Raw genomic sequence first — 25956 nt, 5'->3', positions numbered from 1 at the left:
AGGCACCGACACCGTGTCGACCAACTGAATCTATCAGGGAGCTAAAGACAGGTTTTATCAGAGTACTCGACGTTCGTTGGCAGCGCAGCGTATGACCGCCTTGAGCCCAAAGCGGGCGTTTATTGCGTTACCCTGAACAGCCAGTTTGCGCGAGCAACTTAATTTGCATAGGGGCGCAAAATGATAAACAGAATGACTGTTAAAAAACTGTCAGGCGTTTGGGCTGATCATGGCTGAAACCTTGTGATTACAGCGGTTCCTGGGGAAGTCGGTCCGCTCATTGCGCGAAGTTCACTACTTGCCTCCTCCAAGCGGACCTCCCTTGCCACCATTGGTTGGATGTCGACGTTACCACGTTCAATCATTCCCAGAAGGCGCGGGTATTTCCATGAAGGCATACCACGAGTGCCGAAAAACGAGAGTTGTTTGGAATAGATTGCACGCATATTCACCTGCATCTGGCCGTCGCCCGATGGCATCCCAATTTGCACGTGTCGACCAAGGATGGCGAGACACTCCAAAGATGCGTTCGTCGTTGTTTCGATCCCCAGCGCTTCTATGGATACCTGTGCTCCTCCATCCGTGATGTCTTGGATTGCGGCAGCGGCATTTTCTTTGGATGCATTTACTGTAGCGTCCGCGCCATGAAGCTTTGCATGTTCAAGTTTCTCATCCACGACATCCACCACAACAACTTGGCATCCGAGCATTTTTGCCAATAGAAGAACGGACAAGCCAATCCCTCCTGTTCCGTGAACAGCCACCCATTCACCAGCTGCGACATCTGCACGGTCTGTCAAAGCATGCCAAGCAGTGGTTACACGACACCCGAGCCCTGCCGCCAAGGCAGGGGACAGCGTTTCTGGCAAGTGAACCAAATTGTGGTCAAAAGGCACTGCAACGTATTCTGCGTAGGCACCAGGCGTTCCAAACCCAGGAACGATTTGGTTAGCACAAGTATTTGATACGCCTGTTTGACAAGCGTTGCAGCTGCCGCACCCCAAGATGAATGGCGCTATTAGGCGGTCACCAACACTGTGCTTCGCTTGAGGCCCTGCCTCTACCACAGTGCCACAGTATTCGTGCCCTAAGATGGAGCCATTTTGAACTTTGGGGTGTGCACCAGACCATCCATGGTAGTCCGAGCGGCATACGCCACAGGCAGCGACCTCCAGGACCACTCCATTGTCTGGGCAGGTCGGATCCGAGACCGTCTCAATCGAAAGGTCTTCATAAAACTCTCTTACGACTGCAGCTCGCACTTTGCGCTCCTAAAAATTTGGTTTCTTTGATCGAGCAATTTGGTTCGGTCGAGACTAAACTGGTCTATCGCCTTTCACGGTCACACGTCGGCCTTTACGCTCTGCGGGCCAATAGTCCCAGATAGCACGATGCATACAGCACCGGTTGTCCCAAAAGGCCATGTCGTTAAGCGACCATCTGAACCGGATTTGATAGTTAATTTGCTCTGCATGCTCGAAAAGCATTTTGAGGATCGCATCGCTTTCCTTATCCGACATGCCCAAAATCTTTGTTGTAAATGTTCGGTTCACAAACAGCGATTTCCTGCCCGTTTCCGGATGAGTCCTAACGATCGGATGAGCTGCTTCGGGACAGTCAATATCGCTGTCTTTTTGTCCCCGGTCGCTATAGCGGCCTTTGTAGATGTGCTCAGAACTATGAAGTGCAGATAACCCGCTGATCATATCTTTTATCGGTTCAGAAAGATCGTTGTAGGCCGCATACATATCACTGAACATAGTATCCCCGCCGCAGGGAGGGGCGATATGGATTTGAAGCATAGTTCCAAGGGGTGGCGTCTCGTCGCAAGAGACATCAGAGTGCCAGAACTCACCGTTTGCCACCTTGGAATTCTTAGTTGCATGGATCTCGAAAATCTCTGGATATCCTTCCATTGTCGGGGCCGCAGGGTGCGCATGAAGCGGCCCAAAACGTTTCCCAAATTCAATGTGCTGCGCAGGCGGAATTTCTTTCTGCTCTTTGAAGAACAGCACCTGGTAGGTGTGAAAAGCGTCGCAGATCTCTGCGAACTGGTTGTCAGGAACAGGCCGGCTTAGATCGACTCCATAAATCTCAGCTCCAAGGTTTGGAGCGAAGGGTTTGGCAACGATGGAAGTATAGGCGTTAGATTTGGGAGCAACCATAATCACCTCCGGGTTTGGTTTCGTGGGCATGCTATGCGCAAGGTACACATCAACAAAAATGAACAAAAACGAAAAATCTTTGACTGATCAGTGAAAAACTTTCACATATTGATTACGGTTTAGTCGGTAGTAAGGTTATCGAAATGAGCATTCGGTCACTGCGAACTCTAATCGCAGTTCATCGACATGGTAGCTTCCGTGCAGCGTCAGAGGCGGAGCATCTAACTCCTTCGGCGGTCAGTCACCAGATGCGGAATCTGGAGATCACGTTGGGGCTCGATTTATTTGACCGATCAGCCAAATCGCCCAAACTTACTCATACCGGGCTAACGTTCGTCGGAGAGGCTGCTGCGGTGGTGGCTGCTTATGACGGTTTGGCGGAAAGGGTGAAGTCGAACAATGAACTCTCTGGTGAAATAACCTTGGGTGCCGTTCCAACGACCCTGACTGGATTAGTGCCGATTGCGCTAGCGAGGCTAAAGTCCGTGCATCCGGATATCCATGTACGTATTGTTCCAGGTTTGACCAATCAGCTTTTGCTACAGTTAGACCGCGGGCAGATTCAAGCGGCGATCATTTCCCGACCAGATGTTCTGCCAAACACGTTGGAGTTCTCTGAAATTGCATCCGAAAAATTGGTCCTGCTTGTCTCGGAAAATACCCCAAATTTACCTTCAAGAAAACTGCTAGGAGCTTCACCATTTATTCGCTTTACGCGTGATGCGGTTGTAGGAAGGCAAATCGAGATTTGGCTGCAAAGAAAGGGCATTGAAGTCAAAGACGCCATGGAACTAGAGAGCCTTGAAGCAATCTCAAGTATGGTGGCCGCTGAACTTGGCGTATCAATCATACCAGACAGCCGCTTAGCTGCATATGACCACTTGCGGCTCAAAAGGATCCCCCTAGAACAGAACGGACCTAAGCGCATTGTTGGCCTGGCAAGTATGAAAGCGTCGCCTCCCACCAAAATGATCGAGGCAGTTACGGCGGCGCTATTGGAAGCAGCAGACAGCCAACGGGTTTATCTGTGAGTTGGCACTCCAATAGATATCCACAAGAAATTATTGTCCACTGAAATAACCGAGACTGGAAATCAGTTTTGAACCGGCCTCTAACGCCAAACCTGATTGCCGCGATAGGCTGTGTCGTCTACAGAGCAGCCTCCCGTTACTTTTTGCTGGAAGAGCGCCAGGCGCCTATGTTGCAAAACTCTGCAGTGTCTACCAAAGTTCGCTTCGAAACAGAGTTGGGGCTCTTAAAATGACTGGTACAGTTTGTTCCATTCTCGGAGCGATTGGAAACACACCTTTGGTATGTCTTGATCGGCTGGTAAAGCATTATGGTTGTGAGGGAAAAATTTTAGCCAAGCTCGATTACTTGAACCCCGGATTCTCCAAAAAAGACCGCGCGGCGCTCGGTGTCATTGAAGCAGCTGAGGCCAATGGCACGTTGGAGCAAGGGCAGACAATCGTTGAGCTGACAAGTGGCAATATGGGCACCGGCCTTGCCATCATCTGCAGTATCAAGGGCTACCCATTCGTTGCTGTCATGTCCAAAGGCAACTCGCCTGAGCGCGCACAAATGATGCAGGCTCTTGGTGCTGAAGTCGTGTTGGTAGATCAAATGCCGGGAAGTCGCCCTGGGGAAGTATCAGGCGCTGACCTCGCAGAGGTTGATCGCGTGGCTACAAAACTGACGATTGAACGCAACGCATTTCGAGCTGACCAATTCCAACGAGCAGGTAATCCGAGTGCTCATGAACATACGACTGGCCCAGAACTCTGGGAACAGTCCGGCGGCAACATCGATGCATTCTGTGATTTTGTCGGATCGGGTGGCACTTTGGCTGGGACGTCCAAGTACCTGCGATCGCGAAATTCAGAGATCAAATGCTATCCAATTGAGCCTGAAGGCGCTGCCGTGATCGCGGGTCAGGAAGTGACAAGCCCCGAACATCCCATTCAGGGAGGAGGGTATGTTATGGGTGATCTCGATTTCCTTCGAGGGTTCGTGTGGGATGGGTTTCTTCAAATTGATGGCCACACCGCGCGTAAGACCTGTCGCGATCTGGCGCGCTTCGAAGGCATTTTCGCTGGGTTTTCTGCCGGCGCTAACGTGGCGGGTGCTGTCGAGCTACTAAAAGGCCCTCACAAAGGCCAGACCGTATCCGTGATCATTTGCGACTCCGGGCTGAAGTACCTTTCTACCGATCTTTTCACGTAGAACTGCCCTGTGACTTAGGGTGCTAAACGTCTGCTTCGTCCGCACAGCGGTCGTTCGGTTGCGCTGCCTTGATTGTCCGCTTTCGGAGTTTTGAAGGCCGATCTGGAAATACAGATAGTACAACGAGGAGGGCTTGAAGACTTCTCCAAAGGCGTCTGAATGAATTTCCATACTTTGAGAGCCAAGGTGGTCTAGCCGCAAAAGAGAACGGATCGCACATGCCGAGTGGTCAGGCATCGGCAAGTATCAAATCGCTCGCCTTTTCACCGATCATGATCGCAGGCGCGTTGGTGTTTCCGCTGACGATTTCGGGCATGATCGAGCAATCAGCGACCCGCAGGTTTTCTATTCCGTTGACCTTCAAATGGGGGTCTACAACCGCATCGCCCGACGCGCCCATCGCGCAGGTGCCTGTCGGGTGGTAGATCGAAACAGAATTCGACCGTGCCCAGTCCAGTGTGCCTTCGTAATCATCGCAGGATAGCTGAGCGTCAGGCCGGAACTCTTCCGAGATTTTTGACGCCAACGGGTTATGCCGTGCGATCTTTCGGGCGATGTTCACTCCGTCTACGATCGTCCGGCAGTCTTTTTCCGTTGACAGGTAATTCGGAACGATTTTGACATATTCAGACGGGTCAGGCCCATTCAAGAGCAGCTCGCCTCGGCTTTCAGGGCGCAGTTGGCAAACCGACATGGTAAAAGCAGAGAAAGGGTGCACGCCTTCGCCAGGGCTGTCCGCAGACCATGGCTGGACGTGAAACTGGATATCGGGTGTATGCACATCGGGGCGCGTTTTCAGAAACCCGGTGGCAAGGCTAGCAGCCATGGTCATGGGCCCAGCGCGAAACAAGGCATATTTTAGCGCAATGCGGGCCTGATTGAGCAGGCTGCGCACTTCGTCGTTCAGCGTGGGTTCGTTGCATTTGAATACAAGGCGCGCCTGCAGGTGATCCTGCAACCCTTTGCCTACGCGAGGTAAGGCGTGTATCGGCTCAATCCCATTGTCTTTCAGGTGATCGGGATTACCGATGCCCGATAGCATCAATATCTGTGGCGAGTTGATTGCCCCTCCAGACAGTATGATTTCCCGGCGCACCTTAAGAGTCCGTGTCTCACCAGAGCGGTCGCGATATTCCAGCTTGGTGGCCTTCTTTCCGTCGAGTACTACTCGCGAAACCAGAGCGTGGGTGATGATATTCAGATTGTCTCGGTCGCGGATCGGTTTGAGATAGGCCACTGCAGCGCTGCACCGGCGCCCGTTGCGCGTCGTCAGCTGAAAATATCCGACGCCTTCCTGTTCCGCACCGTTGTAGTCAGGGTTGAACGGATAGCCCGCGGACTGCGCGGCGGCGACCCAGGCGTCACAGATCGGACGTTGTATACGCATATTCGACACTGAAAGCGGGCCGCCTGTGCCATGAAAGGCATCCTCACCGCGTTCTTGATTTTCGCTGCGCTTGAAGAGGGGCAGCACGTCTTCCCATCCCCAGCCTACATTGCCCATCTGACGCCAGCGGTCATAGTCTTCTTTTTGTCCGCGCACATAAAGAAGACCATTTAGCGAGGACGAACCGCCCAAAACCTTTCCGCGCGGCCAGTCAATAGAACGACCGTTTAGCCCTGGGTCGGGCTCGGTGCGGTAACACCAGTCGACCGATGGGTTGTGCATGGTTTTGAAATACCCAACGGGGATGTGAATCCATGGATTCGTATCTGGCCCACCCGCTTCAAGCAGGGCGACTTTAATGTTTGGATTGGCGCTCAGACGGTTGGCAATGACACAGCCAGAAGACCCCGCCCCTACAACCGCATAGTCCACCTCCATGACCGTCTCCTCCCAAAGTCGTCAAAAAACTCTATGCAAATTGCCAGAACTATACTAGCCTTTTTTGATACAAAACGTCTCAATAATTGCGATACGGGAGGATAGCAATGGAGATCGGACGGAAACTGAGTGGCATTTCACGGCGGGATTTCTTCCGTGTGGCAGGTCGCTATGGCATGAGCTCGACTCTGCTGGCAGCTGGTGGGTTCGGCGGCGCGATGAGCCTCGCCAATTTGGCGCAAGCCGCTGAATCAAATTATGAAAAGCGGTTCTCAAAAGAACCGAAACACACGCTGAAATTCGGTGCGGCCGGTTTCAACACCCGCAACCTGCTGATCGAACGGGCAGGGGCCATTGAGTTCGCCCGCGACCTGGAAGAGCGCACAGACGGTGAGATTCGCATCGAATTTATTGGCGACAATCAGATCTGCGGTCAGCTTAGCTGTGTTGAGAAGACTCAGCAGGGAATCGTGGATATCTACGCCGCCTCAACCCAGAACTCCGCGGGCGGTGCACCGTATCTGAACGTGCTGGACTATGCCTATATGTTCCCAAGCCGCGCGGCGCAGTATCATTTCTTCTACAGCCCCGAAAGCCAACGCATCCTGCGTGACCCATTGGAAAAACGGCATGGCCTGAAGTTCCTGTTCACCCACTGTGAACTGCGCGGCCTACAGATGGGTTCGACTTTTGCGGACAAGCCTACTGTGACGAAACTGGAGGAACTGTTCGGCACCAAGAACCGGGTCACCGGCACACAACTTGGCCGGATCGCGATGCAGTTGCTTAACCTCAACCCGGTGCCGGTGGCGTGGGAAGAAACGTTGGACGCGCTGAAGACCGGTTTGATCGACGGGGCCGAAACATGGGCGTCTGCTGTTGCCTATGCCAACATGGCCCCTGTTGTTTCGCAATCGGTGAACCTCAAGTTCTTCTGCGGTACCGAACATACTTCGATGTCAGCGAAAGTTTTCGACAGCCTGAGCGGAGAGCTTCAGGATGCCGTCATGGAATCCTCGTACTTCACACAAGCGCTGATTCAGGGTGCGAACGAGGCTGCACTGCTGAACACCGTTGGGTTCTCGGACCCGCAACTGCCTAACACGATCTTTGCAGAAAACGGCGTTCGTGCGGCCTTCCTGCCGGACGATCAGATCAAACTGGCCGAAGAGATGTGTGCCCCGAACTACAATCCCGAACCGTGGGCGCAATGGCGTGAGCGTCTGAACAACTGGGCGGGCGGCATCGATACCTATCAGGAAATCTACGATATCGCGCGCGAGATTCCGGCAGACATGCTGCCAGAAAATGTCGAGCCCCGTCGTTGGTGGATGGGCACTGCCTGATTAAGCAGAACGAACTGGCCCCAAGCGGGCCAGTTCCAACAAATACCCACTGGGAGGACGGGGTTCATGTCGTTGTGGGCAGATATCGGCGCGATTTTTAATGCTTTACTCAGCCGGGATTCATTCGAGATTCAATCTGCGTTGCGCTCGGACGCGGCCTGGGTAATGGGCACGGTGGTAGCGGCTCTTGGCGGATTGCTGATCATGATGATTTACCGAAAAGTGCCATTTATCGAACGCCACCTTGAGCGCTCGGTCATGGTGTATTCGTATCTGGCGATCGCGCTGATTATCTTCTGGGGAGTCATAGATCGGTTCGTGTTCAATGATCAGGAACCATGGTCTACCACCATCCCACCCCTGTTATTTATGGTAATGGCGTGGTTTGGCGCGTCTTACAACGTGCGCCTGCGCACTCATCTCAGTTTTTCCGAGTTCCGCACAGCAATGCCGCGCGGCGCTCAGTTGGCGTGCCTGATCTTGGACGCGGTGTTATGGTTCATCTTTGCTGTCATCGTGATCGTGACCACGACACGTCTGGTGGCGTTATCCGCATCGAATTTCCAGATTGTTCTGGGCACAGACAACATTATGCAATGGTGGTTCCTGCTGGCTGCCCCCCTATCGTTTTTCCTGATGGTTGGGCGGGTATTTCAAAACTTGGCCGATGATTTCCGAAACTGGAAAACAGGCAAACCTTTGTTGCAACAGGCAGTGATAGGTTCAGACTGATGGCAGACGGAACCTGGGTAACTCTGATCTCGGTAGGGGTCACATTTCTGTTCATGCTTGGTGTGCCTGTTTTGCTGGTCATCAGCTACTGGGTGATTGGCTGTTCCTTTGTCCTCGGCCTTACGCTGGACAATATGGGTGCCGAGCTGTTGAACGTCTTCAATAAGGGTTTCGCGCTGCTGGCGATGCCACTGTTCATTCTGACTGGCGACCTAATCAACAAGTCCGGTATCGCCCGCAGGCTAAGTGACTTTGCTTACGCCTGTCTGGGTTGGATACGCGGCGGGCTTGCGATGGCATCATTGGGGGCCTGCGGATTGTTCGCGGCGATTTCGGGATCGAACTCGGCCACGACGGCGACGATCGGGTCAATGCTGCATCCTGAGATGGTCAAGGGCGGATATGACGAACGGTTCAGTGCGGCAACTGCGGCAGCAGGGGGTACGGTTGGGATCATCATCCCACCTTCGATCATTTTCATCGTTTATGGTTTCCTGATGAACCTGCCGATTTCCGAACTGTTCGTAGCAGGCATTCTGCCCGGTGCGCTGATGGTAATGGGCATGCAACTCGCCTGTTGGATCATCTGCCGCATGAATGGATGGGGCTACCTGATCCCTCTGCAACTGAACCGTATTCTGAAAACTGCCTTTGGCGCATGGCTCGGGTTCTTTGCCATTGGGCTGGTTCTTTGGGGTATATACACGGGTAAATTCTCGCCGACCGAAGCTGCAGGAGTTACCGTAGGATTCTGCGTGATCGCCGGGCTGGTCAGCTATCCGATCAACCGCATCATGGGCGCACGCAACAACATTCCGCCCACCGAAAAGACATATGCCGAGATGTTTGTGGTAGAGGGATTTACCATTCCAGAAATCCCATCGATCGTGATCCGTTCGGCACAGATCACCGGTATCCTTGCGCCGCTGATCGCGGTGTCGGTCGTGATGCAGCAAATCCTGTCTTTGCTTGGTGCGCAGCAGACTATTGGCGATTTCGTCACGTCGATGGGCGGGTACCATGCCGTGCTGTTTACCTCAATGGTGATCGTATTCTTTTCCGGCATGGTTTTGGAGAGTCTCCCGGTAACGATTATTCTCGCTCCAATTCTGGCCCCTATCGCAGCATCAGTAGGAGTTGATCCGATCCATTTCTCGGTGATTTTCCTTGTGGGGGCGTCCATCGGATTCATCACTCCGCCCTATGGGCTGAACTTGTACGTGGCTTCAGGTGTGACAGGTGTTCCGTATTTCCGGTTGTTACGCTACACGGTGCCGTATCTGGTTGCCTTGCTATCAGTTTGGATACTTGTTTCGTTGGTGCCCGATCTGGCCTTAATCCTGCTGCCCAACAACTAGAAGGTAGCGGGATGGCGAATTTAGATGTACCAGACAAAGATTCTCAGATACCGACGAACCTGCGCCTGTTGCTGATCCTGGAAGAAGTCGCTCGTCGCGGAGTTGCGGTTAGACCCTCGGATCTGATTGAAACGCTGGGTCTGGCAAAACCGACGATTCATCGCCTTTTGCAAACTGCTGAGACCGAAGGTTTCCTTCAGCGTGATCTGGATGGGCGGTCTTTCGGACCGGGCCCCCGCCTGCGTCAGCTTTCGGTGAATACAGTGTCGTCCGAACATCTGCGTACTGCGCGACTTAGGATTTTGCGCAGCGTGGCAGATGAAATCGGTGAAACATGCAATCTGGCAATCCCCGACCGCGAAGGGATGATCTATCTTGACCGGGTCGAGACAAAGTGGCCTTTGCGCATTCAGTTGCCGGTCGGGACGCAAGTGCCGTTTCACTGCACCGCTAGCGGCAAGATGTACTTGTCGACGCTTAGGCAACAAGTTCTGGACGGTTATCTGGCCGCTGGAAGGCTGGACGCCCAGACCCAGCATACACTGACCGAACCTAAGGCATTGCGGGCCGAAATGAACCGGATTTCTGCCAGCGGTTATTCGACTGATGACGAAGAATTCATGTCCGGCATGACCGCTGTTGCCGTTCCAATTCAGGACGAGACGGGCAGGTTGGTCGCCACTTTGTCGGTTCATGCCCCAACGCAAAGGCATGAACTGCAAGGGTTGCTCGAATTCCTTCCTGTCCTGAATGGAGGAGCCGAAAAGTTGTCGAAGCTTCTATATTCATGATTGGCTCTTTGCTGAGCCGTAGCAAGTGTTCTGCCTGCACCTGCATTGTTCGCGATCCTGTCGATACTTCGGATCTCAAAACCTTCATCCGCTAACGCTGGCATAAGGAAAGTCGGTTATAGGAAGTTATGCCGTTGCTGAGATTCCCAAAATTCCAGCCGGGTTTTTTTGTCAGGTTTTCCGTAGGCGTCGGCAGGAATTTCCAAATATTGAGTTCTGACCTAACTTAGATCCCGCTATCCCGTAAGCGGACATTGATGGACACCGCAGCGAACGACTGCCTTGAGCCCATGGCAGACATTGTTCAATGTGTTCGACAACCTCACGTTTTACGAAAGTGACAAGTCACCGCGTTAGTACTAAGTTGAGACATAAATATTCAAATATTTGACTGCCCAGTTTCTCAGCTTCACCCAGCGCGAGTTTCATATGTCCAAGTTCAAATTTCCTACCGCCTTTACCATTCTGTTCATACTGATTGCCGTCGTGGCCGCCCTTACATGGGTTATTCCGGCCGGTGAGTACGACCGTCAGATGAACGAAGCTCTGGGCAACGAAGCGCCTGTCCCGGGCACCTACCACGAAGTCGAGCCGAACCCCCAAGGACTTACGGCAGTTATCCTTGCCCCGATTGCAGGTATGTACGATCCCGGTCTTCTGGGAAGTTCATCCAGCGCGGCGATTGATGTCGCTTTGTTTGTTTTAGTCATCGGCGGTTTCCTTATGGTTGTCACCAAGACAGGAGCTATCGACGCCGGTATCGGTTGGTTGCTGCACAGGTTGGCCGGGCGGGAAATCCTGATGATCCCGATCCTGATGATCGCCTTTGCCTTTGGCGGGACAAGCTATGGCATGGCCGAAGAATCCCTCGCGTTCTACGCTCTGATTATTCCGGTCTTTATTCGGGCAGGGTACGACTCCTTGACCGGGGTCGCAGTGATCATGCTTGGCGCAGGCATTGGGACCCTGGGCTCAACCTTCAACGCATTTGCGACAGTTGTTGCCTCGCAAGGTGCGGGTATTCCGTTCACGAACGGGATCGTTCTTAGGTTCATTATCCTTGTCCTTTGTCTTGCTGCAGGCATCGCATTCGTCATGCGATACGCATCACGCGTGAAAGCCGACCCGTCATTGTCCGTGGTGGCCGATCAGGCCGAGGAAAACCGGGCGCATTTTCTAAAGGGTTCGGAAGGCGATGATACGTTCCCCGATATGACCAAGACGCGTTCGATCATTCTGGTTCTTTTTGGGATTACCTTCGCCATTATGATCTATGGTGTTGTCGCGCTGGGGTGGTGGATGGCGGAAATGTCCGGTCTCTTCCTGGTGATGTCCATCATCGTTTGGTGGGTCGGGAAAACGGATGAAGGGTCCAGAATGGACGAAGGGACCTTTGTGGAAACCTTCGTTGATGGCGCGCGCGATTTGCTGGGCGTTGCTCTGATCATTGGCGTTGCGCGCGGTGTTGTCGTCATTATGGACGCGGGCAAAATCACCGATACAATCCTCGCCGGAGCCGAAGGGTTTGTCTCAGGACTGAGCGAGTTCGCCTTTATCAACGCGATGTTTGGCATTCAGATCTTGATGTCATTCCTGGTGCCGTCCTCGTCAGGGCTGGCCACGCTTTCGATGCCGATCATGGCACCACTGGCAGACTTTGCGGGCGTCGGTCGTGACCTGGTGGTTACAGCGTACCAGTCGGCAAACGGATGGGTGAACCTCTTCAACCCGACATTTGCCGTCGTCATGGGTGGTCTGGCCATTGGCCGTGTCTCTTATGACCGGTGGCTACGCTTTGTTTTCCCGCTGCTCGTAATTCTGGCAGTGATCATCTGCGCGGCACTTACCGTTGGGGCCATCACTGATCCGGGGATCGACGGGCCCACAACCGAGACTTCAGACACAACATCGAACTGAGCCGTCGCAATGACCGATCGCGCCGCCACAGAGACAACATCGACATCCGGTGCCCTTGGGCTGACGGCCTGTATTGCCTTGGTTGTCGGAAACATGATCGGGTCGGGAGTGTTCCTTCTACCAGCGTCACTTGCACCGTTTGGGCCAATCGCAATCGGCGGGTGGATTCTGACTTCGGCAGGGGCGCTTGTTCTCGCGATCATTTTCGGAAGGCTGTCTCGCGTCGTTTCGAAACCCGGTGGCCCCTATGCCTATTCGCAAGAAGCATTCGGAGACTTTGCAGGCTTCATAATTGCCTGGGGGTACTGGATCGCACTTTGGACTGGGAACGCAGCTGTTGCTGTCGCGTTGGTGGGATATCTGGGATTCCTGTTCCCGATTATCATCGAAGTGCCAATGTACGGCCTATCGACCGCGTTGGTTGCAATCTGGACGCTCACCTTGGTTAACATCCGAGGGGTCGAAGGGGCTGGTTTGGTTCAGATCGTGACCACCGTGCTCAAGCTCGCTCCGCTGATATTGATTGGCATATTGGGTATCTTCTGGATCAACACTGAGAACTATGTTCCGGTCAATCAAAGCGGCACCACGGCGTTTACGGCGATTTCCGCCGCGGCTGCTCTGACGCTTTGGGCTTACTTGGGCCTTGAATCTGCAACAGTTCCCTCTGGCGATGTTATCGAGCCGGAAAAGACCATTCCACGCGCCACCGTGATCGGCGTGATTATCGCGGCAAGCGTGTATATCTCGGTAACCGCCGTTTCGATGGGCGTCATTCCTGCCGAGTTGCTCGCTGTTTCCGCCGCACCTCTGGCAGCCGTCGGTGAGGTGATGTTTGGTCCCGTTGGTGGTGTCCTTGTTGCAGTGGGTGCGGTGATTTCGACCTTTGGCACTTTGAACGGCTTTACACTGCTCAGTGGCCAGGTCCCTTACGGTGCTGCCTTGGATCGCGTCTTCCCTGCAGCCTTGGGCCAAAAATCCAAATTTGGAACGCCTGCCAACGCGTTAATCCTGTCAAATGCGCTGGCTTCGGTTCTGATCATCATGAACTATGCGCAAGGGCTGGTCGCCGCATTCAACTTTGTCATTCTGCTCGCCGTTGTCGCCAGCCTGTTGCCCTATGCCATCTGCTCTGTGGCGGAGATTATGATCCGGCTGAAAGGCGGGCAGGTCCTGCACGGCCCGGAATTGGCCAAGGTCGTCGTGCTGGGCGCACTTGGGTTCATTTATTCGGTCTGGGCCTTCATCGGCTCAGGCGCTGAAACCGTTTTGGTTGGCTCGGTCCTGTTGCTTATGGGCGTGCCAATCCATGTCTGGGTCCGCTGGAGTCAGGCCAATGATATTGAAGAAATTCAGAAAACCGATAGTTCGAAAGGAGAGTTGCAATGAAGCTCGGTGTTCATTCCGAGATCGGAAAGCTCAACAAGGTGATCGTCTCGCGCCCTTCACTGGCGCATGATCGTCTGACACCACGAAACTGCGAAGAGCTTTTGTTCGATGACGTGATCTGGGTCGAGCAGGCCCGCAAGGACCACGCAGAATTCTGTTCCCTGATGCGGGAACGCGGGGTCGAGGTCTACGATATTCAGGATCTGCTCGCCCAAGCTATCGCAGACGACCCCGCAGCGCGCGCCTTCCTGCTGGACCGACTGATCACGCCCAACATGGTCGGCCTGGGCTTTTCCGTAGAAATGCGTGCCTGGTTGGACGAGATGGATGCCAAGCTGCTTGCTCGCCATATGCTTGGCGGCATCATCTTTGCAGACCTGCCCAAGGGTATGATCGACGAACAGTTCGGTGATCTGGTTTCTCTGGGCGACTTCATCCTTCCCGCCATCCCCAACGCGCAGTTCCAGCGCGACCCCTCTTGCTGGATTTTCGATGGCGTGACGACGAACCCGATGTTCTGGCCTGCTCGTAAGCCAGAAACCCTTATCATGCGAACGGTGTATCGCCACCATAAGATGTTCAAGGACGCCGAGTTCGAGTTCTGGTGGGGCGATAGCGACGACGATTTCGGCCTCGCTTCGGTTGAGGGTGGCGACGTTCAACCGGTGGGCAACGGCACCGTCTTCATAGGGATGGGCGAGCGCACAACCCGGCAGGCCGTCGCTCAGGTTGCGGAAGCGCTGTTCAGGAAGGGCGGCGCCGAACGTGTCGTCGCCTGTGCCATGCCAAAAAGCCGCGCGGCCATGCATCTGGATACCGTCTTCACTTGCCTTGACCATGACAAAGTTACTGCATTCTCGGAAGTTGCGGACCAGATCACCTGCATCTCGATCCGTCCGGGTGACCGTGGAGATTTGGATATCCACGTTGAAAAAGGGCACCTGTTCGACGTCTATAAGGAAGCCTTGGGATTGAACTCGCTTGAGGTCATCTCGACCGGTGGCAACGAATTCCAGGCCGAGCGCGAACAATGGGATGACGGGAATAACGTCGTCGCCCTCTCGCCCGGCGTGGTCGTCGGCTATGCGCGCAACACGTTTACGAACGGCAAGATGCGCGCAGCTGGTGTCGATGTGATCGAAATCTCAGGCCAGGAACTTGGTCGCGGCCGCGGCGGTGGCCACTGCATGACCTGCCCGATCGACCGCGACCCCGCCTATTGAATTTACCAAGGGCGCGCGCCCTTGCGCCCACTGATTTTTTGTTAGGGAGAGACAAAATGGCATTCAATCTAAAAGGCCGTAGCTATCTGAAAATTGCCGATTTCAGCCAGCGTGAAATGCTGTACCTGCTGGATCTGGCACGTGACCTGAAACGCGCGAAATATGCCCGCGCCGAACAGCCCTCGCTGACCGGCAAGAACATTTGCCTGATCTTCGAGAAAACGTCGACACGTACCCGCTGTGCATTTGAAGTGGCCGCCTACGATCAGGGTGCAAACATCACCTATCTCGATCCGTCGGGATCGCAGATCGGGCACAAAGAGTCGATGAAAGACACTGCCCGCGTTTTGGGCCGCATGTTCGACGGGATCGAATTCCGCGGTGCGGGTCAGGACATGGTTGAGACGCTGTCTGAATATGCCGGTGTTCCGGTCTATAACGGCCTGACGGATGACTGGCATCCGACCCAGATGCTTGCCGATATGCAGACCATGATCGAGCACGCCGACAAACCCCGCAAGGACATTGTTTATGCATACTCGGGCGACTGTCGGTCGAACATGGGCAACTCGCTGCTGATGTTGGGCGCGATCATGGGCTGCGACGTGCGGATGATCTCGCCGAAAGAAACCCAGCCCCATGACGATGTGCGCGAATTGGCGATAGAGCGGGCTGAAAAGACCGGCGCACGTGTGACCATCACGGACGATACCTCGGCCGTAGAAGGCGCGGATTTCATTCATACCGATGTCTGGGTGTCGATGGGTGAGCCTAAAGAAGTCTGGGCTGAGCGGATCAAGCTGCTGAGCCCTTATCAGGTCAACATGGATCTGATGAAGAAAACCGGCAATCCAGCCGTCAAGTTCATGCACTGCCTGCCCGCCTTCCACAATCTGGAGACCAAGGTCGGTCAGGACATTCACGAACAGTTTGGCATCACCGAGATGGAAGTCACCGAGGAGGTTTTCGAAAGTGATATGAATATCGCGTTCGAGCAAGCCGAAAACCGGATGCACACGATCAAAGCGATCCTCGTCGCGACATTGGGAGCCTGATCCATGGGACGCGTTGTTGTAGCACTTGGCGGCAACGCGCTTCTCAAACGGGGGGAGGCGATGACGGCGGACAATCAGCGCAAGAACGCAAAGATTGCCGCCGAAGCCCTCGCCCCGCTATGCGAAGCGCACGAAACCGTCATCACTCATGGCAATGGTCCGCAGGTCGGGATGCTGGCCCTGCAAGAGATCATGTATACGGATGTGGAGGAATACCCGCTGGACGTGCTGGTGGGCGAGACGATGGGGATGATTGGCTACATGATCGAGCAGGAGCTTGGGAACATCCTGCCTTTTGAGCATCACATCGCCACCCTCTTGACCATGATCGAGGTCGATCCGAGCGACCCGGCCTTTGACAATCCGACCAAGTTCATCGGGCAGGTTTATTCCGAAGCGGACGCCAAGAAAGAGGCGGCTGACAAGGGCTGGACGGTGAAACCGGATGGCGAGTACTGGCGGCGCGTGGTGCCCTCGCCCCGCCCGAAACGTATCTTTCAGGTCGAACCGATCCGTTGGATCCTGGAAAAGGGCGCGACCGTGATCGCTGCTGGCGGAGGCGGCATCCCGACGATGTACCAGGCAGGCGCAGAACGGAAACTGGTCGGGGTCGAAGCCGTCATCGACAAGGATTTCGCCTCGTGCCTACTGGCGCAGAACCTTGGCGCAGATTTCTTTGTCATCGCTACAGATGCAGAAGCCGTGTTCCTGAACTGGGGAACGCCTGACCAAAAAGGTATTCGGTCGATCACCCCCGACGCGTTGGATGAGTACGACTTCCCCGCTGGATCAATGGGTCCCAAGGTGCAGTCCGCACAAGACTTTGTGCGATCCTCGGGCGGTCGGGCCGTTATTTGCGCGCTTGCTGACGTTCCTGCAGCCGTTCGCGGTGAAAAAGGTACGACGGTATCGCTAGAGGCGGGGGAAACACAGTTTCACTAGGCCCGAAGAATAGGCTTTGTTGATTGTAATGCCTTCTATGAGACACCGGGGTCGACACTGCGCGCTGCGCGTCACTAGATCGTGCGTATGGGTTATCAGGCCATAAAATTTAACTTCCTCTGACATCCTTGTGGGTGGAATGCTGGCCAGGCACAATGCAGACCCTCTGCCAAGAAATTGACAACGAATGGGTGCTTCAGGATGTCCATTCTAGCACCTTCAGTGCCGTTCTAAGCAAAGGTAGCGTCAGAGCCATTTCAGTCCGAACATTTCCTTCAGCGCAGACAACAGAAGCGTGGGCAGTGCGGCGATGAAGAACACTCCGAGCAAATGCGACAGAGGCAGGGAAACTGTTCCAAGCACGAAATGTCCAGCGCCGGTGTAAATGGCGAGAAGAGACAGCAATATGGAAATGCTCACCGCTCCAAGCAAGGTGCGGTTGCCGAGCGGCGACTTGCGGTAGAGCGTGGAGGTCGTTCGGGCGTCGAAAATATGCCAGATCTGGGCAAAGATCAGTGTCATGAACGCTGCTGTCTGGGCGTGTTCCAAGGAGGCGCCTCGTTCGAGAAACTCCTGGAAGACATAAAAGGTCAGCAGGCCGAGCATCGTTCCCCGGATCAGGATCCGCTCCTTCATTCCGCCGCCGAACAGATTATCGTCGCGCGGGCGCGGTGGGCGCTGCATCAGGTCGGGTTCCGCTTTCTCGAAGCCGAGTGTCAGAGCCGGTAGCCCATCCGATACAAGATTCACCCAGAGGATCATCAGCGGTGTGATCGGCAGGAGCGGGTCTGCCCCCATCAGTAGGAAGGCGAACAGGATCGTTGAGACCTCGGCCACGTTGGCGGTGAGCGCCTGCCGAATGAATTTCAACAGATTGTCGAAGATGCGCCGGCCTTCGCGGACTGCCGTCACGATGGTGGAGAAATTGTCATCGAGCAGCACGAGGGCAGCGCTGTCCTTGGCGACCTGCGTGCCGGTGATGCCCATGGCGACACCAATATCCGCCGCTCGCAGAGCGGGCGCGTCGTTGACGCCATCCCCGGTCATTGCCGCCACCTCGCCATTCTCCTGCATGGCATTGACGATGCGCAGCTTGTGCTCCGGGGTCACCCGGGCAAAGACGGCCGCGTGCTGCACCATCTCTTTCAAATCCTGATCGCTCATCTGGTCGAGCTCGACCCCGGTATGAACCGTCTGCGCGTCGCTGGTGCGAATGCCGATCTGTTCCGCAATCGCTTGGGCGGTCACGGCGTGGTCGCCGGTGATCATCACCGTTCGGATGCCGGCCCCGGTTGCCTCCGAAACGGCGATGGGTACTTCGCTGCGCGGCGGGTCCATGATGCCGTGAATGCCAAGCAGTACGATCCGCTGCTCAGGATCGGCATGGTCCAGATCCTCTTCTGCCACCTCCCGATAAGCCACGGCGAGGGTCCGGAGCGCCTTCTCGCCGAAACTGTCGATCACCGCCTCGATCTCTTCCCGCAAAGCCGGGGAGATCTCAAGCGTTTCCCCGGCCATGCGGACATGGCTCGCCCTTGACAGGATCACATCGGGCGCCCCCTTGGCGCCGAGTACAGTGCGCCCATCCGGCAATCGAGCGAAGACAGACATCATCTTGCGCGTTGAATCGAAGGGGAATTGCTGAAGCGCCTCGACCCGCGCTTCTGTCAACTTCTCGCGGGAAATCCCGACCTTGGCCGCGGCCACGACCAGAGCGCCCTCTGTCGGGTTGCCCTGGATCGCCGGGCGCCCGTCAGCCTCGACCATACGCGCATCGTTGCAATAGGCGGAGACGGCCAGCATCTGCCGAAGATCCGTTTCGGCCTCGATCTCGGCCACGCTGCCGTCTTCGGAACGGAACTCGCCATGCGGATCGAACCCCTCGCCGGTCACTTCCCAGTCCTTGCCACCGGCCCAGCATTGCATCACCTGCATTTGGTTCTGCGTGAGCGTGCCGGTCTTGTCTGAACAGATCACCGAGGTCGCGCCGAGCGTTTCTACAGAGGAAAGCCGTCGCGCCAAGGCGTTGCTGGCAACCATGTTTTGTGATCCCAGCGTCAGAACGATGGTGACTACTGTCGGCAGACCCTCCGGGATCGCCGCGACCGACAGCGAGATTGCCGTGTTCAGCATCTCAGCCGCATCCATTCCATTGACCACGCCAATGCCGATCACGATGGCGACCACGATCAGGGCCGCCATGATCAGCACCTTGGAAAGGCCCTCGATCTTGAGTTGCAGCGGGGTCTTTGGCTCTTTCGCAGAGGACATGAGGGCAGCGATGTGACCGACCTCGGTCTCCATTCCGGTGCCCACGACAATGCCTTCACCAGCGCCGCCAGTGACCTGCGTGCTCATGAAGCCCATATTCAGACGATCGGCCAAAACGACGTCTTCGTCCTCGATCGGATCAGCATGTTTGTCGACCGGTTCGGATTCTCCCGTCAACGCGGCCTCGTCGACCTGCATCCGGCTGGCGGTGACAAAGCGAATGTCGGCGGCCAGAATGTCACCGGCTTTTACTCGCAGAATATCGCCCGGCACGAGATCCGCCGCCGGTATCTCGACGATCTCGCCGCCGCGACGCACGAAGGCCTGCGGTGCAGACATCTCCCGCAGGGCCGCCAAGGACTGCTCGGCCTTATATTCTTGCCAGAAGGAGATGAAGGCGTTAAAGACGGCGATCGCGAATATCGCAATCGCATCAACCCAATGCCCCGTATAGGCCGAGACAAGAGCACCTGCTATCAGGATGATCAGCAGCGGGCTTGCGAATTGCCGCAGGAGCATCTTCCATGGCGGAACTGTTGCAGTCTCTTCCAAGCGGTTTGGACCGTGTGTTGAAAGCCGCTTGGCCACCTCGTCCGGATTCAATCCCGTCTCAGGGTTCACGCCGAGGTTTTCGGCGACCGCTCTACCGCCCAACACCCAAGGTGCGTTCGCGTTTCCAAGAACCGATGGGGTTGTCTGTGCGAAACCTGACATTCTCAACTCCGAATGAGCAATTGCGTGACCGGATAAGTCTTGGGGTGCCAGTGCCCATTCTCAGCCAATGAGCCAACCTGCGCAGTTCATTGACGGTTCTCCAATTTGTGATGCGCACGCCTTTATCCAGATACCAGCAGCGACGGAGCTTTGTCATCTGCAAAATCGAGAAAGGTCAGAAAAGCAGATGTCCGCCATTGAATGGAATACGCCCAGCCTAGAGAGACCGCGGTTAGCCGACATTTAGGCTCTTCCTGTCAAAGGCAGCAATGTCCGCAGAGCGGTCGTTAGTGAAAATTCTGCGAACGTCTGCACCGAGCCCGAAGCAGACCTTCTCGACCAGTAGACCACGCCGGTGCAGCATTACTTCTCGTAAACCGGAGCGCCGCGGCGCTGATTAAAGACCAACCACTCATGCTTGCTGCGGCGAAATTCGGAGGCACTACGACTCCATCGCGGACAAAACACTCGTTGTCTCTGAGGCCGCTGCATGGACTAAACCCACTCGATCGGATTCGTCTTCAACACCGCAGCGAATAAGCCGTCGTTGCGCGGAACAGCGGCTCACTGTAGACTTCAAACAGGGGAGGTAGATCCATGCGTTGGATTATTACCATCTTTACAACTGCATTCTTTATACTTGGGCCCGCTCAAGCAGGTCAGTTATTCGATGCAGCAAAGCAGGGCGATACAGCGACCGTTAAGGCTCTGCTGGAAAGCGGTACCTCGGTTGATGAGCGGGGGCCGAACAAGGCTACGCCTTTGATCGCTGCTTCGTTGGCTGGAAACACCGAAACCGCTGCGGCTCTGATCGAAGCAGGGGCTGACGTGATGGCGCGTAACCACAGCGGTTTCACTCCACTTCACGCGGCTGCCTTCGGCGGTAAGATTGAGACAGCGCAGCTGCTTCTCGCCAAAGGCGCAGACGTGAATGGACGCATCAACAGGGCCGAAAAGTCACCCATCTTCATGGCGGCCGATGAGGGTCATATCGAGATGATCGAGCTACTGCTCGACAACGGTGCGGATATTGTGACACTCGATAACGATGGCTTTTCGGTTCTAATCCGAACGATGTTCCGTAAACACTATGATATCGTTGGGCTGCTGAAGCAGAACGGAGCCACATGCCCCCCGCCGGATGCCTTCGGCCCGGAATTTCACCGCCTGTGTTTGGAGGCAGGCACATAAGGTAAGGTCAAAAAATGAACATTCGACTTCTGATGAGCGGGCTGGTTATTGCAGGCATGACCACGAGTGCGCTGGCGGATGAGCCCATCAACACTGGGCCTTTCGGCGATGTTGCAATCAAGGGTTATGATACTGTTGCCTATTTCACCGAAAGCCGTGCGGTAAAGGGGTCAAGTGAGTTCGCATATGATTGGCTTGGCACGCCATGGCACTTCAACAGCGCGGAGAACCGCGAACTGTTTAAGTCTGACCCAACCAAATACGCTCCGCAATACGGCGGGTATTGCACATTGGGTGTCGGCCTTGGGGCCAACGCGTCTGAAAATATCGACCCAGTAAATTCCTGGCGGATCATCGATGGGAAGCTTTACTTTATATCGGACCCGACCGGAGCAGAAATGCTTGACCATCCTGAAGGGGAGGCGGTGATCGCCAAGGCGGATGCGAATTGGGAGAAGACCAAGCCGCTGGCAGCCAAGGATTACTCCAACTGACGCGCACCTCGGATGATGGTCATCCGCCAGGTCTAAAGTGAAACAGAATATGCGGGTTGATGTAGCTGTAAGGCGCGCTCGCCGCGACCTCTTCTTCGGCATTTTTGTAGACCATGCCACAAGCCGGGCGACCAAGCGAAAGACCGGGTTGTTGCAAGCACAATGTGTCATCTTTCACAAATGCCGATCCAGTGACAAACAATGTGGATGCGCGCAAGGCCATACTTCCGTTCTCTGAAATCTGCAACAAGCCGGGTCCGCGGCCTTCGAAGTTTCCCTGCCATACGTTGCCATCGATCAGAGCGGTAACCGCGTCGGCAGATAGCTTTTCGCGCGCGCCAGGTTGAAAGTCGAAGGGCCATTCCTGCACGCCCGCAGTCAACATTGCATCAATGATCCGATCGAGTTCTTCCTGCTTCCGAAAATGCGCAAACAAGACCTTGTAGAGTTGCGCCGAAGTATGCGGAGCAAATTCGGCCACCTCGTCTGCAGTTGCTTGCGCCTTTTGCGTCTGGCCAGCCTCTCCATAGGCGGCAGCGAGGATGTTAAAGTAGTCCTCAATACCTTGAGAATTGCCTTTTATCTCCTCAAGGATTTCGACGGCACGTTGGGGACGCCCTGTCAGAATATAGGACAAGCTTGCGATCTGACGTGCATAGCCCGGCGATAGTGGGTTGAGACGCAGAGCCGTTTCGAAATTCTCGATCGCCTCTTCATGTCGTCCGTAAAATGTTTGCGCAAAGCTCAGCGCAAGATAGGCAGATGCTTCACCGGGGGCCTTCTCGACAGAAAGCTGCGCCGAGCGCATCGCTTCCTCATACCTTCGATCCACAGTCTGCAACTCACTTAATACTGCAAAAGGCATCGCCGCATCGGGATCAATTTCTAAGGCACGACCGGCATGTTCGTAGGCGCGTTTCCGGGCGACCGGAAAGGGCAGCACATCGTCATAGTTGCGGCGCATGATCAATGCCTCGGTGCGGGCCTGTGCCGCGAATGCCCTGGCAAAAGTCGGGTCGATTGCGGTTGCTTCCGAATAGAGGCTCAACGCTTCGCGCAGCTTGGGCCGAAAGCCGCTGCGAGCGGCTTCTTCGGCTCTGAGAAAGAAGTCATATGCTTCCAGATCCGTTGTAGGTAGGCGTTCGATCCGCTCCTTTTCGGACACACTCACATCCACACCAAGTTGATCAATGATCTCGTTTATCAGGCCAGCCTCCATGGAGAAAATATCGGCTTCGTCTCGCTCCAACCGCTCGGCCCATACTGTCTGCCCGCTGCTCACATCTGTCAGCCGCGCGTTGACCAAAAGCCGAGTTCCAGCTCTGCGCACGCTGCCTTCGAGAACATAGCCCACCCCCAACTCGCGACCGATGGACCTGCTGTCGATTGTCCGGTCCCGATAGGAAAACGCGGTGTTGCTGCCGATCACCATCAGCCCGGCGACTTTCGAGAAATCTGTAATCAGATCGTCCGTGAGCCCATCTGCGATGTAGCGTTCCGCGTCTGGCAGCCCGAGGTTTTCAAAGGGCAACACGACGAGAGAAGGCAGCCCGTCCTCTGCCGCGATGATTTCACTTTCAGCGCCGCCGAAAAGGGCAACTATGCCATCACGCAATATAAAAGCGGCACCTGAAAGAACCGCTATTACGGCCACCGCCGTGACAGCGCCTCGAACTTTGAAGCGAGACAGTGAAGTGTATTTTGAGCCATTCGGGTCCGCCATCCGAAATACCGTGAGAGGCTCAGGTATGTTTTTGACCCGGTGGACACCCGCAGATTCAAATGGCTTACTGACTTTGCCGCGCGTGTGTTCGTAAACCTCGCGCGAGATGCAGATGCCTCCGGGCGTAGCTAGGGGTTCCAGGCGCGCCGCAATGTTAACACCGTCTCCGTAAATGTCGTCGCCATCGATGATTAGATCTCCCAGGTTGATACCAATCCGCAATTCGATACGCTGGTGGGGATCAATGGTGTCGTTTCTGTCCTTAACCGCCTCTTGTATCTGGATCGCAGCCTCGACTGCATCAACAACGCTTGCAAATTCGGCCAGCAGTCCGTCGCCGATAAGCTTGACGATCCGCCCGTTCTTTTCATCTATCAAACGGGTGAGGATGTCATGGCGCACCGTGGTCAAACGTTCGAAAGTGCCCACCTCATCCTCGGCCATCATACGGCTGAAACCGACTACGTCTGCGGCGAATATGGCGGCAAGCCTGCGTTCCAAGGTTTGCCCCTCTCCTCCAAAATGCGGGCAGTACTGCGAAGTTAACACTAAAAAAAACGTGACGGAAACTGCGCTCGCTAAAAATATTTGGCTGGGCGGGTGCTTGGTTTGCAAAGGTACGGTGGCGCAACAAGCCAGTTGTCTCCGCAGCAGCATAAGGCAGCTTGCTCCGCATTTGAAACATTGTATCCGAGCGAAGCGAACGGCCTGATTAAGTTTTGGCCCAAATGCATGATTTGAACGTCCGGTATCGAGAAATCGTGCTGCGCCGTCGCGGGCGATACCGTGACACTGTCGAACAATCGATTTTATTTTCGCTGCGCCAGCATCGGGCGGCTTTGTCCGCAAAGCGGTCGTTGAAGCGAATTGAAACTAGCGATCGCTCAGACCTCAAAGCAGTCGCTCAAAAACTTGAGAGGCGCTGCAACGCAGAGAACGGTTATTTGGAGCCAAAGCAGCCTTCAAATTGAATTGTTTCTCATTTGTAAGCACCGGACGAATACGTCAATTCATAGGAATGGCTGTATAGTTCGAAAACAATACCGAATGGATCTTCAACATAGACCATCCGGTAAGGTTTATCGCCCGGATAATAGTAACGAATGGGCATCCGCTGCTTTCCCCCTGCCGCTACGATTTTTTCCACCAGACCTTCCACGTCGGGATCTTGGATACAAAAGTGAAATGTCCCATTGCGCCGGTAGTCCATGTTGTTTTCAGGCGCATAATTCCCGTCGAACTCGAAAATCTCAATCCCAACGCGATCCGCAGTCGCCATGTGAGCTATGCGCAGTTTTTTCCATTCTGGTCCAAAGACGTCCGTGCACATTACACCAATATCGCTATCATCCTCGAGAACGTCTGTCGGCGGCATGATGACGTAGAAGCCAAATACCTCGGAATAAAATTTTACGGCTTCATCAACGTCTGGCACAGAAAGCCCTATGTGAGAAAAGGATCGAGGTGTGTGCGACATTGTAGTTCCTTTCAACTATTTTGGACCAAGGTTCAGTTTCAATAAAATGATCTGCAAGTAGAAGTCTGCCTAACAAAGGAAAAGTCAAATTGTGATTGCCGAATTCACAGCTGCTGCCAGCAAATTGATTGACCCTTCAGCGTTGATCCACGGGTAGATATCTGCCCGGTATTGAAAGCGACCACGTCAGCAATGCAGGCGTTGTTGTTTAGCCTGCAGAAAACGTCTTCTTCTTTATTGCGTCTAAAGCCCGTCGTAGCGCGGAAGTTCAAAGTACAGAGGTTCAAATTACAGTATTGCGCTTCGCAAAGTGCCGAGTGCATTACTAGTTCTGGTATGATTTTCTGCGTCCCAGCGACGACCGATTTCAAATATATTCGGGTAAAGCCATTTTGACGTTGCCACTGAGGAACAAGATAATTTTTGAAAATGGGCCTGAATTGAGCTTTCGAACTTCCCCAATTTTCTATCTCTGAGTTGCGACCGCCGGCAGTTGCACGCGGCCCGCGCGCTATGTCCACAAAATGAAATCCGTCCGCATTGTTCTTCCGTATCCAACTATGAAAATGGAGGTGTGGAATGTTACGGATAATTGTGCTTTGCGGCTTGCTATTGCTAGGCGAACAAGTGCGCGCCCTTGAACTTGACGCGAAGTTTGACTCGATTGACGGGGGAACCTTGTCTTTGTCAGATTGGAACGGTCAACCGGTTCTAGTTGTCAATACGGCATCCCAATGCGCGTTCACCCGTCAATACCGGGGGCTTCAAGACCTTTATGATAGGTATCGCAACCGCGGATTGGTTGTTGTCGCGGTCCCTTCGGATGACTTCAAGCAAGAACTGGCCACCAACGACGAAGTGCGCGATTTCTGCGAACTGCAATACGGAATCGATTTGCCGATGAGCGTGATAACACACGTGACCGGCCCTGACGCTCACCCTTTCTTCCGGTCCTTGAAAGAGGAGGAAGGATTCATGCCAAGGTGGAATTTCAACAAGGTCTTGATCGGCCCCGATGGCACAGTCGTAGAAACCTACAGGTCAACCGTTGATCCGCTTTCGGCGTCCATTACGAACAAGATCGAGGAACTCCTGCCATGAAAAACCGCTCCAGACGGAT

Annotated in this window: 20 protein-coding genes and 1 pseudogene; 14 read left to right on the top strand and 7 right to left on the bottom strand. The window is 54.6% G+C overall.

The features are described from left to right. Window positions 1-227 precede the first annotated feature (227 nt). The 3 genes and pseudogenes from GOV88_RS20705 to GOV88_RS03695 form a co-directional block, all read right to left on the bottom strand. On the bottom strand, window positions 228-734 hold the full coding sequence (locus GOV88_RS20705; RefSeq protein WP_371808214.1) for a zinc-binding dehydrogenase: 507 nt from the start codon (window positions 732-734) through the stop codon (window positions 228-230). Between the two features lie 138 nt (window positions 735-872). Continuing rightward, window positions 873-1181 (bottom strand): annotated as a pseudogene (locus tag GOV88_RS20700) (alcohol dehydrogenase catalytic domain-containing protein); the annotation flags it as partial. Window positions 1182-1316: 135 nt separating this feature from the next. Beyond that, complete coding sequence (locus GOV88_RS03695; RefSeq protein ID WP_171239556.1) at window positions 1317-2165, bottom strand: TauD/TfdA family dioxygenase; 849 nt, start codon at window positions 2163-2165, stop codon at window positions 1317-1319. A 143-nt stretch (window positions 2166-2308) separates the two neighbouring features. On the opposite strand from GOV88_RS03695, the gene GOV88_RS03690 reads away from it, so the two are divergent. Next, window positions 2309-3196: a LysR family transcriptional regulator gene (locus GOV88_RS03690; protein WP_171239555.1), complete on the top strand. Its 888-nt coding sequence runs from the start codon at window positions 2309-2311 to the stop codon at window positions 3194-3196. A gap of 229 nt (window positions 3197-3425) precedes the next feature. Continuing rightward, a complete protein-coding gene (locus GOV88_RS03685; RefSeq protein WP_171091461.1) occupies window positions 3426-4388 on the top strand; it encodes a PLP-dependent cysteine synthase family protein in 963 nt (320 codons plus the stop codon). Window positions 4389-4617: 229 nt separating this feature from the next. Here GOV88_RS03685 and GOV88_RS03680 read toward each other — a convergent pair whose 3' ends face one another. Continuing rightward, window positions 4618-6213: a GMC family oxidoreductase gene (locus tag GOV88_RS03680; protein ID WP_171120856.1), complete on the bottom strand. Its 1596-nt coding sequence runs from the start codon at window positions 6211-6213 to the stop codon at window positions 4618-4620. A gap of 107 nt (window positions 6214-6320) precedes the next feature. On the opposite strand from GOV88_RS03680, the gene GOV88_RS03675 reads away from it, so the two are divergent. The 9 genes from GOV88_RS03675 (at window position 6321) to arcC (ending at window position 16966) form a co-directional block, all read left to right on the top strand. Next, a complete protein-coding gene (locus GOV88_RS03675) occupies window positions 6321-7559 on the top strand; it encodes a TRAP transporter substrate-binding protein (protein ID WP_170778352.1) in 1239 nt (412 codons plus the stop codon). 66 nt (window positions 7560-7625) lie between these two features. Next, window positions 7626-8291, top strand: a complete 666-nt coding sequence (locus GOV88_RS03670; RefSeq protein ID WP_171120858.1) for a TRAP transporter small permease — start codon at window positions 7626-7628, stop codon at window positions 8289-8291. Further along, window positions 8291-9649, top strand: a complete 1359-nt coding sequence (locus GOV88_RS03665) for a TRAP transporter large permease (RefSeq protein WP_171120860.1) — start codon at window positions 8291-8293, stop codon at window positions 9647-9649. The genes GOV88_RS03670 and GOV88_RS03665 overlap by 1 nt, the downstream gene beginning before the upstream one ends. An 11-nt stretch (window positions 9650-9660) precedes the next feature. After that, window positions 9661-10440: an IclR family transcriptional regulator gene (locus GOV88_RS03660; protein ID WP_171120862.1), complete on the top strand. Its 780-nt coding sequence runs from the start codon at window positions 9661-9663 to the stop codon at window positions 10438-10440. Window positions 10441-10869: 429 nt separating this feature from the next. Further along, window positions 10870-12357 (top strand): YfcC family protein, encoded by a 1488-nt coding sequence (locus GOV88_RS03655; RefSeq protein ID WP_171119806.1) that lies wholly within the window; start codon window positions 10870-10872, stop codon window positions 12355-12357. A 9-nt stretch (window positions 12358-12366) separates the two neighbouring features. Then, complete coding sequence (locus tag GOV88_RS03650; RefSeq protein ID WP_171119807.1) at window positions 12367-13746, top strand: amino acid permease; 1380 nt, start codon at window positions 12367-12369, stop codon at window positions 13744-13746. After that, on the top strand, window positions 13743-14969 hold the full coding sequence (locus tag GOV88_RS03645) for an arginine deiminase (RefSeq protein WP_171119808.1): 1227 nt from the start codon (window positions 13743-13745) through the stop codon (window positions 14967-14969). Before GOV88_RS03650 ends, GOV88_RS03645 begins: the two co-directional genes overlap by 4 nt. 56 nt (window positions 14970-15025) lie before the next feature. Continuing rightward, window positions 15026-16024: an ornithine carbamoyltransferase gene (gene argF, locus GOV88_RS03640; RefSeq protein WP_170654231.1), complete on the top strand. Its 999-nt coding sequence runs from the start codon at window positions 15026-15028 to the stop codon at window positions 16022-16024. 3 nt (window positions 16025-16027) lie between these two features. After that, a complete protein-coding gene (gene arcC, locus GOV88_RS03635) occupies window positions 16028-16966 on the top strand; it encodes a carbamate kinase (RefSeq protein ID WP_171119810.1) in 939 nt (312 codons plus the stop codon). Window positions 16967-17212: 246 nt separating this feature from the next. Here arcC and GOV88_RS03630 read toward each other — a convergent pair whose 3' ends face one another. After that, window positions 17213-19951, bottom strand: coding sequence for a cation-translocating P-type ATPase (locus GOV88_RS03630; protein WP_171239554.1), 2739 nt, complete (start codon window positions 19949-19951; stop codon window positions 17213-17215). Window positions 19952-20548: 597 nt separating this feature from the next. Here GOV88_RS03630 and GOV88_RS03625 point away from each other — a divergent pair. Continuing rightward, on the top strand, window positions 20549-21142 hold the full coding sequence (locus GOV88_RS03625; protein ID WP_170356191.1) for an ankyrin repeat domain-containing protein: 594 nt from the start codon (window positions 20549-20551) through the stop codon (window positions 21140-21142). A 14-nt stretch (window positions 21143-21156) separates the two neighbouring features. After that, the gene (locus GOV88_RS03620; RefSeq protein ID WP_170752043.1) at window positions 21157-21636 is read left to right on the top strand and encodes a YHS domain-containing (seleno)protein; all 480 of its coding nucleotides are present in this window, start codon (window positions 21157-21159) and stop codon (window positions 21634-21636) included. A gap of 19 nt (window positions 21637-21655) precedes the next feature. On the opposite strand, the gene GOV88_RS03615 is transcribed toward GOV88_RS03620, so the two are convergent. Both GOV88_RS03615 and GOV88_RS03610 read right to left on the bottom strand, forming a co-directional pair. Continuing rightward, window positions 21656-23860 carry an adenylate/guanylate cyclase domain-containing protein gene (locus GOV88_RS03615; RefSeq protein WP_171239553.1) on the bottom strand — a complete coding sequence of 735 codons (2205 nt, stop codon included), beginning with the start codon at window positions 23858-23860 and terminating at the stop codon, window positions 21656-21658. A 478-nt stretch (window positions 23861-24338) separates the two neighbouring features. Then, window positions 24339-24836, bottom strand: a complete 498-nt coding sequence (locus GOV88_RS03610; protein ID WP_171120870.1) for a lactoylglutathione lyase family protein — start codon at window positions 24834-24836, stop codon at window positions 24339-24341. Between the two features lie 579 nt (window positions 24837-25415). Between GOV88_RS03610 and GOV88_RS03605 the strand changes: the two genes are divergently transcribed. After that, window positions 25416-25937, top strand: a complete 522-nt coding sequence (locus GOV88_RS03605) for a glutathione peroxidase (RefSeq protein WP_171239552.1) — start codon at window positions 25416-25418, stop codon at window positions 25935-25937. Window positions 25938-25956 lie beyond the last annotated feature (19 nt).

Source organism: Ruegeria sp. HKCCA5491 (assembly GCF_013034565.1).
GTDB lineage: Bacteria > Pseudomonadota > Alphaproteobacteria > Rhodobacterales > Rhodobacteraceae > Ruegeria.
Note: the sequence above shows the minus strand (reverse complement) of the source record. Positions and strands in the feature narration are given on the sequence as shown.

What these genes read in the sequence shown, in the direction of transcription:
- GOV88_RS03605 (WP_171239552.1), top strand. Translation starts at nt 25,416, where the DNA reads ATGTTACGGATAATTGTGCTTTGCGGCTTGCTATTGCTAGGCGAACAA.
- GOV88_RS03685 (WP_171091461.1), top strand. Translation starts at nt 3,426, where the DNA reads ATGACTGGTACAGTTTGTTCCATTCTCGGAGCGATTGGAAACACACCT.
- GOV88_RS03620 (WP_170752043.1), top strand. Translation starts at nt 21,157, where the DNA reads ATGAACATTCGACTTCTGATGAGCGGGCTGGTTATTGCAGGCATGACC.
- GOV88_RS03625 (WP_170356191.1), top strand. Translation starts at nt 20,549, where the DNA reads ATGCGTTGGATTATTACCATCTTTACAACTGCATTCTTTATACTTGGG.
- GOV88_RS03690 (WP_171239555.1), top strand. Translation starts at nt 2,309, where the DNA reads ATGAGCATTCGGTCACTGCGAACTCTAATCGCAGTTCATCGACATGGT.
- GOV88_RS03660 (WP_171120862.1), top strand. Translation starts at nt 9,661, where the DNA reads ATGGCGAATTTAGATGTACCAGACAAAGATTCTCAGATACCGACGAAC.
- GOV88_RS03695 (WP_171239556.1), bottom strand. Translation starts at nt 2,165, where the DNA reads ATGGTTGCTCCCAAATCTAACGCCTATACTTCCATCGTTGCCAAACCC.
- GOV88_RS03680 (WP_171120856.1), bottom strand. Translation starts at nt 6,213, where the DNA reads ATGGAGGTGGACTATGCGGTTGTAGGGGCGGGGTCTTCTGGCTGTGTC.
- GOV88_RS03655 (WP_171119806.1), top strand. Translation starts at nt 10,870, where the DNA reads ATGTCCAAGTTCAAATTTCCTACCGCCTTTACCATTCTGTTCATACTG.
- GOV88_RS03630 (WP_171239554.1), bottom strand. Translation starts at nt 19,951, where the DNA reads ATGTCAGGTTTCGCACAGACAACCCCATCGGTTCTTGGAAACGCGAAC.
- GOV88_RS03675 (WP_170778352.1), top strand. Translation starts at nt 6,321, where the DNA reads ATGGAGATCGGACGGAAACTGAGTGGCATTTCACGGCGGGATTTCTTC.
- GOV88_RS03650 (WP_171119807.1), top strand. Translation starts at nt 12,367, where the DNA reads ATGACCGATCGCGCCGCCACAGAGACAACATCGACATCCGGTGCCCTT.
- GOV88_RS03610 (WP_171120870.1), bottom strand. Translation starts at nt 24,836, where the DNA reads ATGTCGCACACACCTCGATCCTTTTCTCACATAGGGCTTTCTGTGCCA.
- arcC (WP_171119810.1), top strand. Translation starts at nt 16,028, where the DNA reads ATGGGACGCGTTGTTGTAGCACTTGGCGGCAACGCGCTTCTCAAACGG.
- GOV88_RS03645 (WP_171119808.1), top strand. Translation starts at nt 13,743, where the DNA reads ATGAAGCTCGGTGTTCATTCCGAGATCGGAAAGCTCAACAAGGTGATC.
- GOV88_RS03665 (WP_171120860.1), top strand. Translation starts at nt 8,291, where the DNA reads ATGGCAGACGGAACCTGGGTAACTCTGATCTCGGTAGGGGTCACATTT.
- GOV88_RS03670 (WP_171120858.1), top strand. Translation starts at nt 7,626, where the DNA reads ATGTCGTTGTGGGCAGATATCGGCGCGATTTTTAATGCTTTACTCAGC.
- argF (WP_170654231.1), top strand. Translation starts at nt 15,026, where the DNA reads ATGGCATTCAATCTAAAAGGCCGTAGCTATCTGAAAATTGCCGATTTC.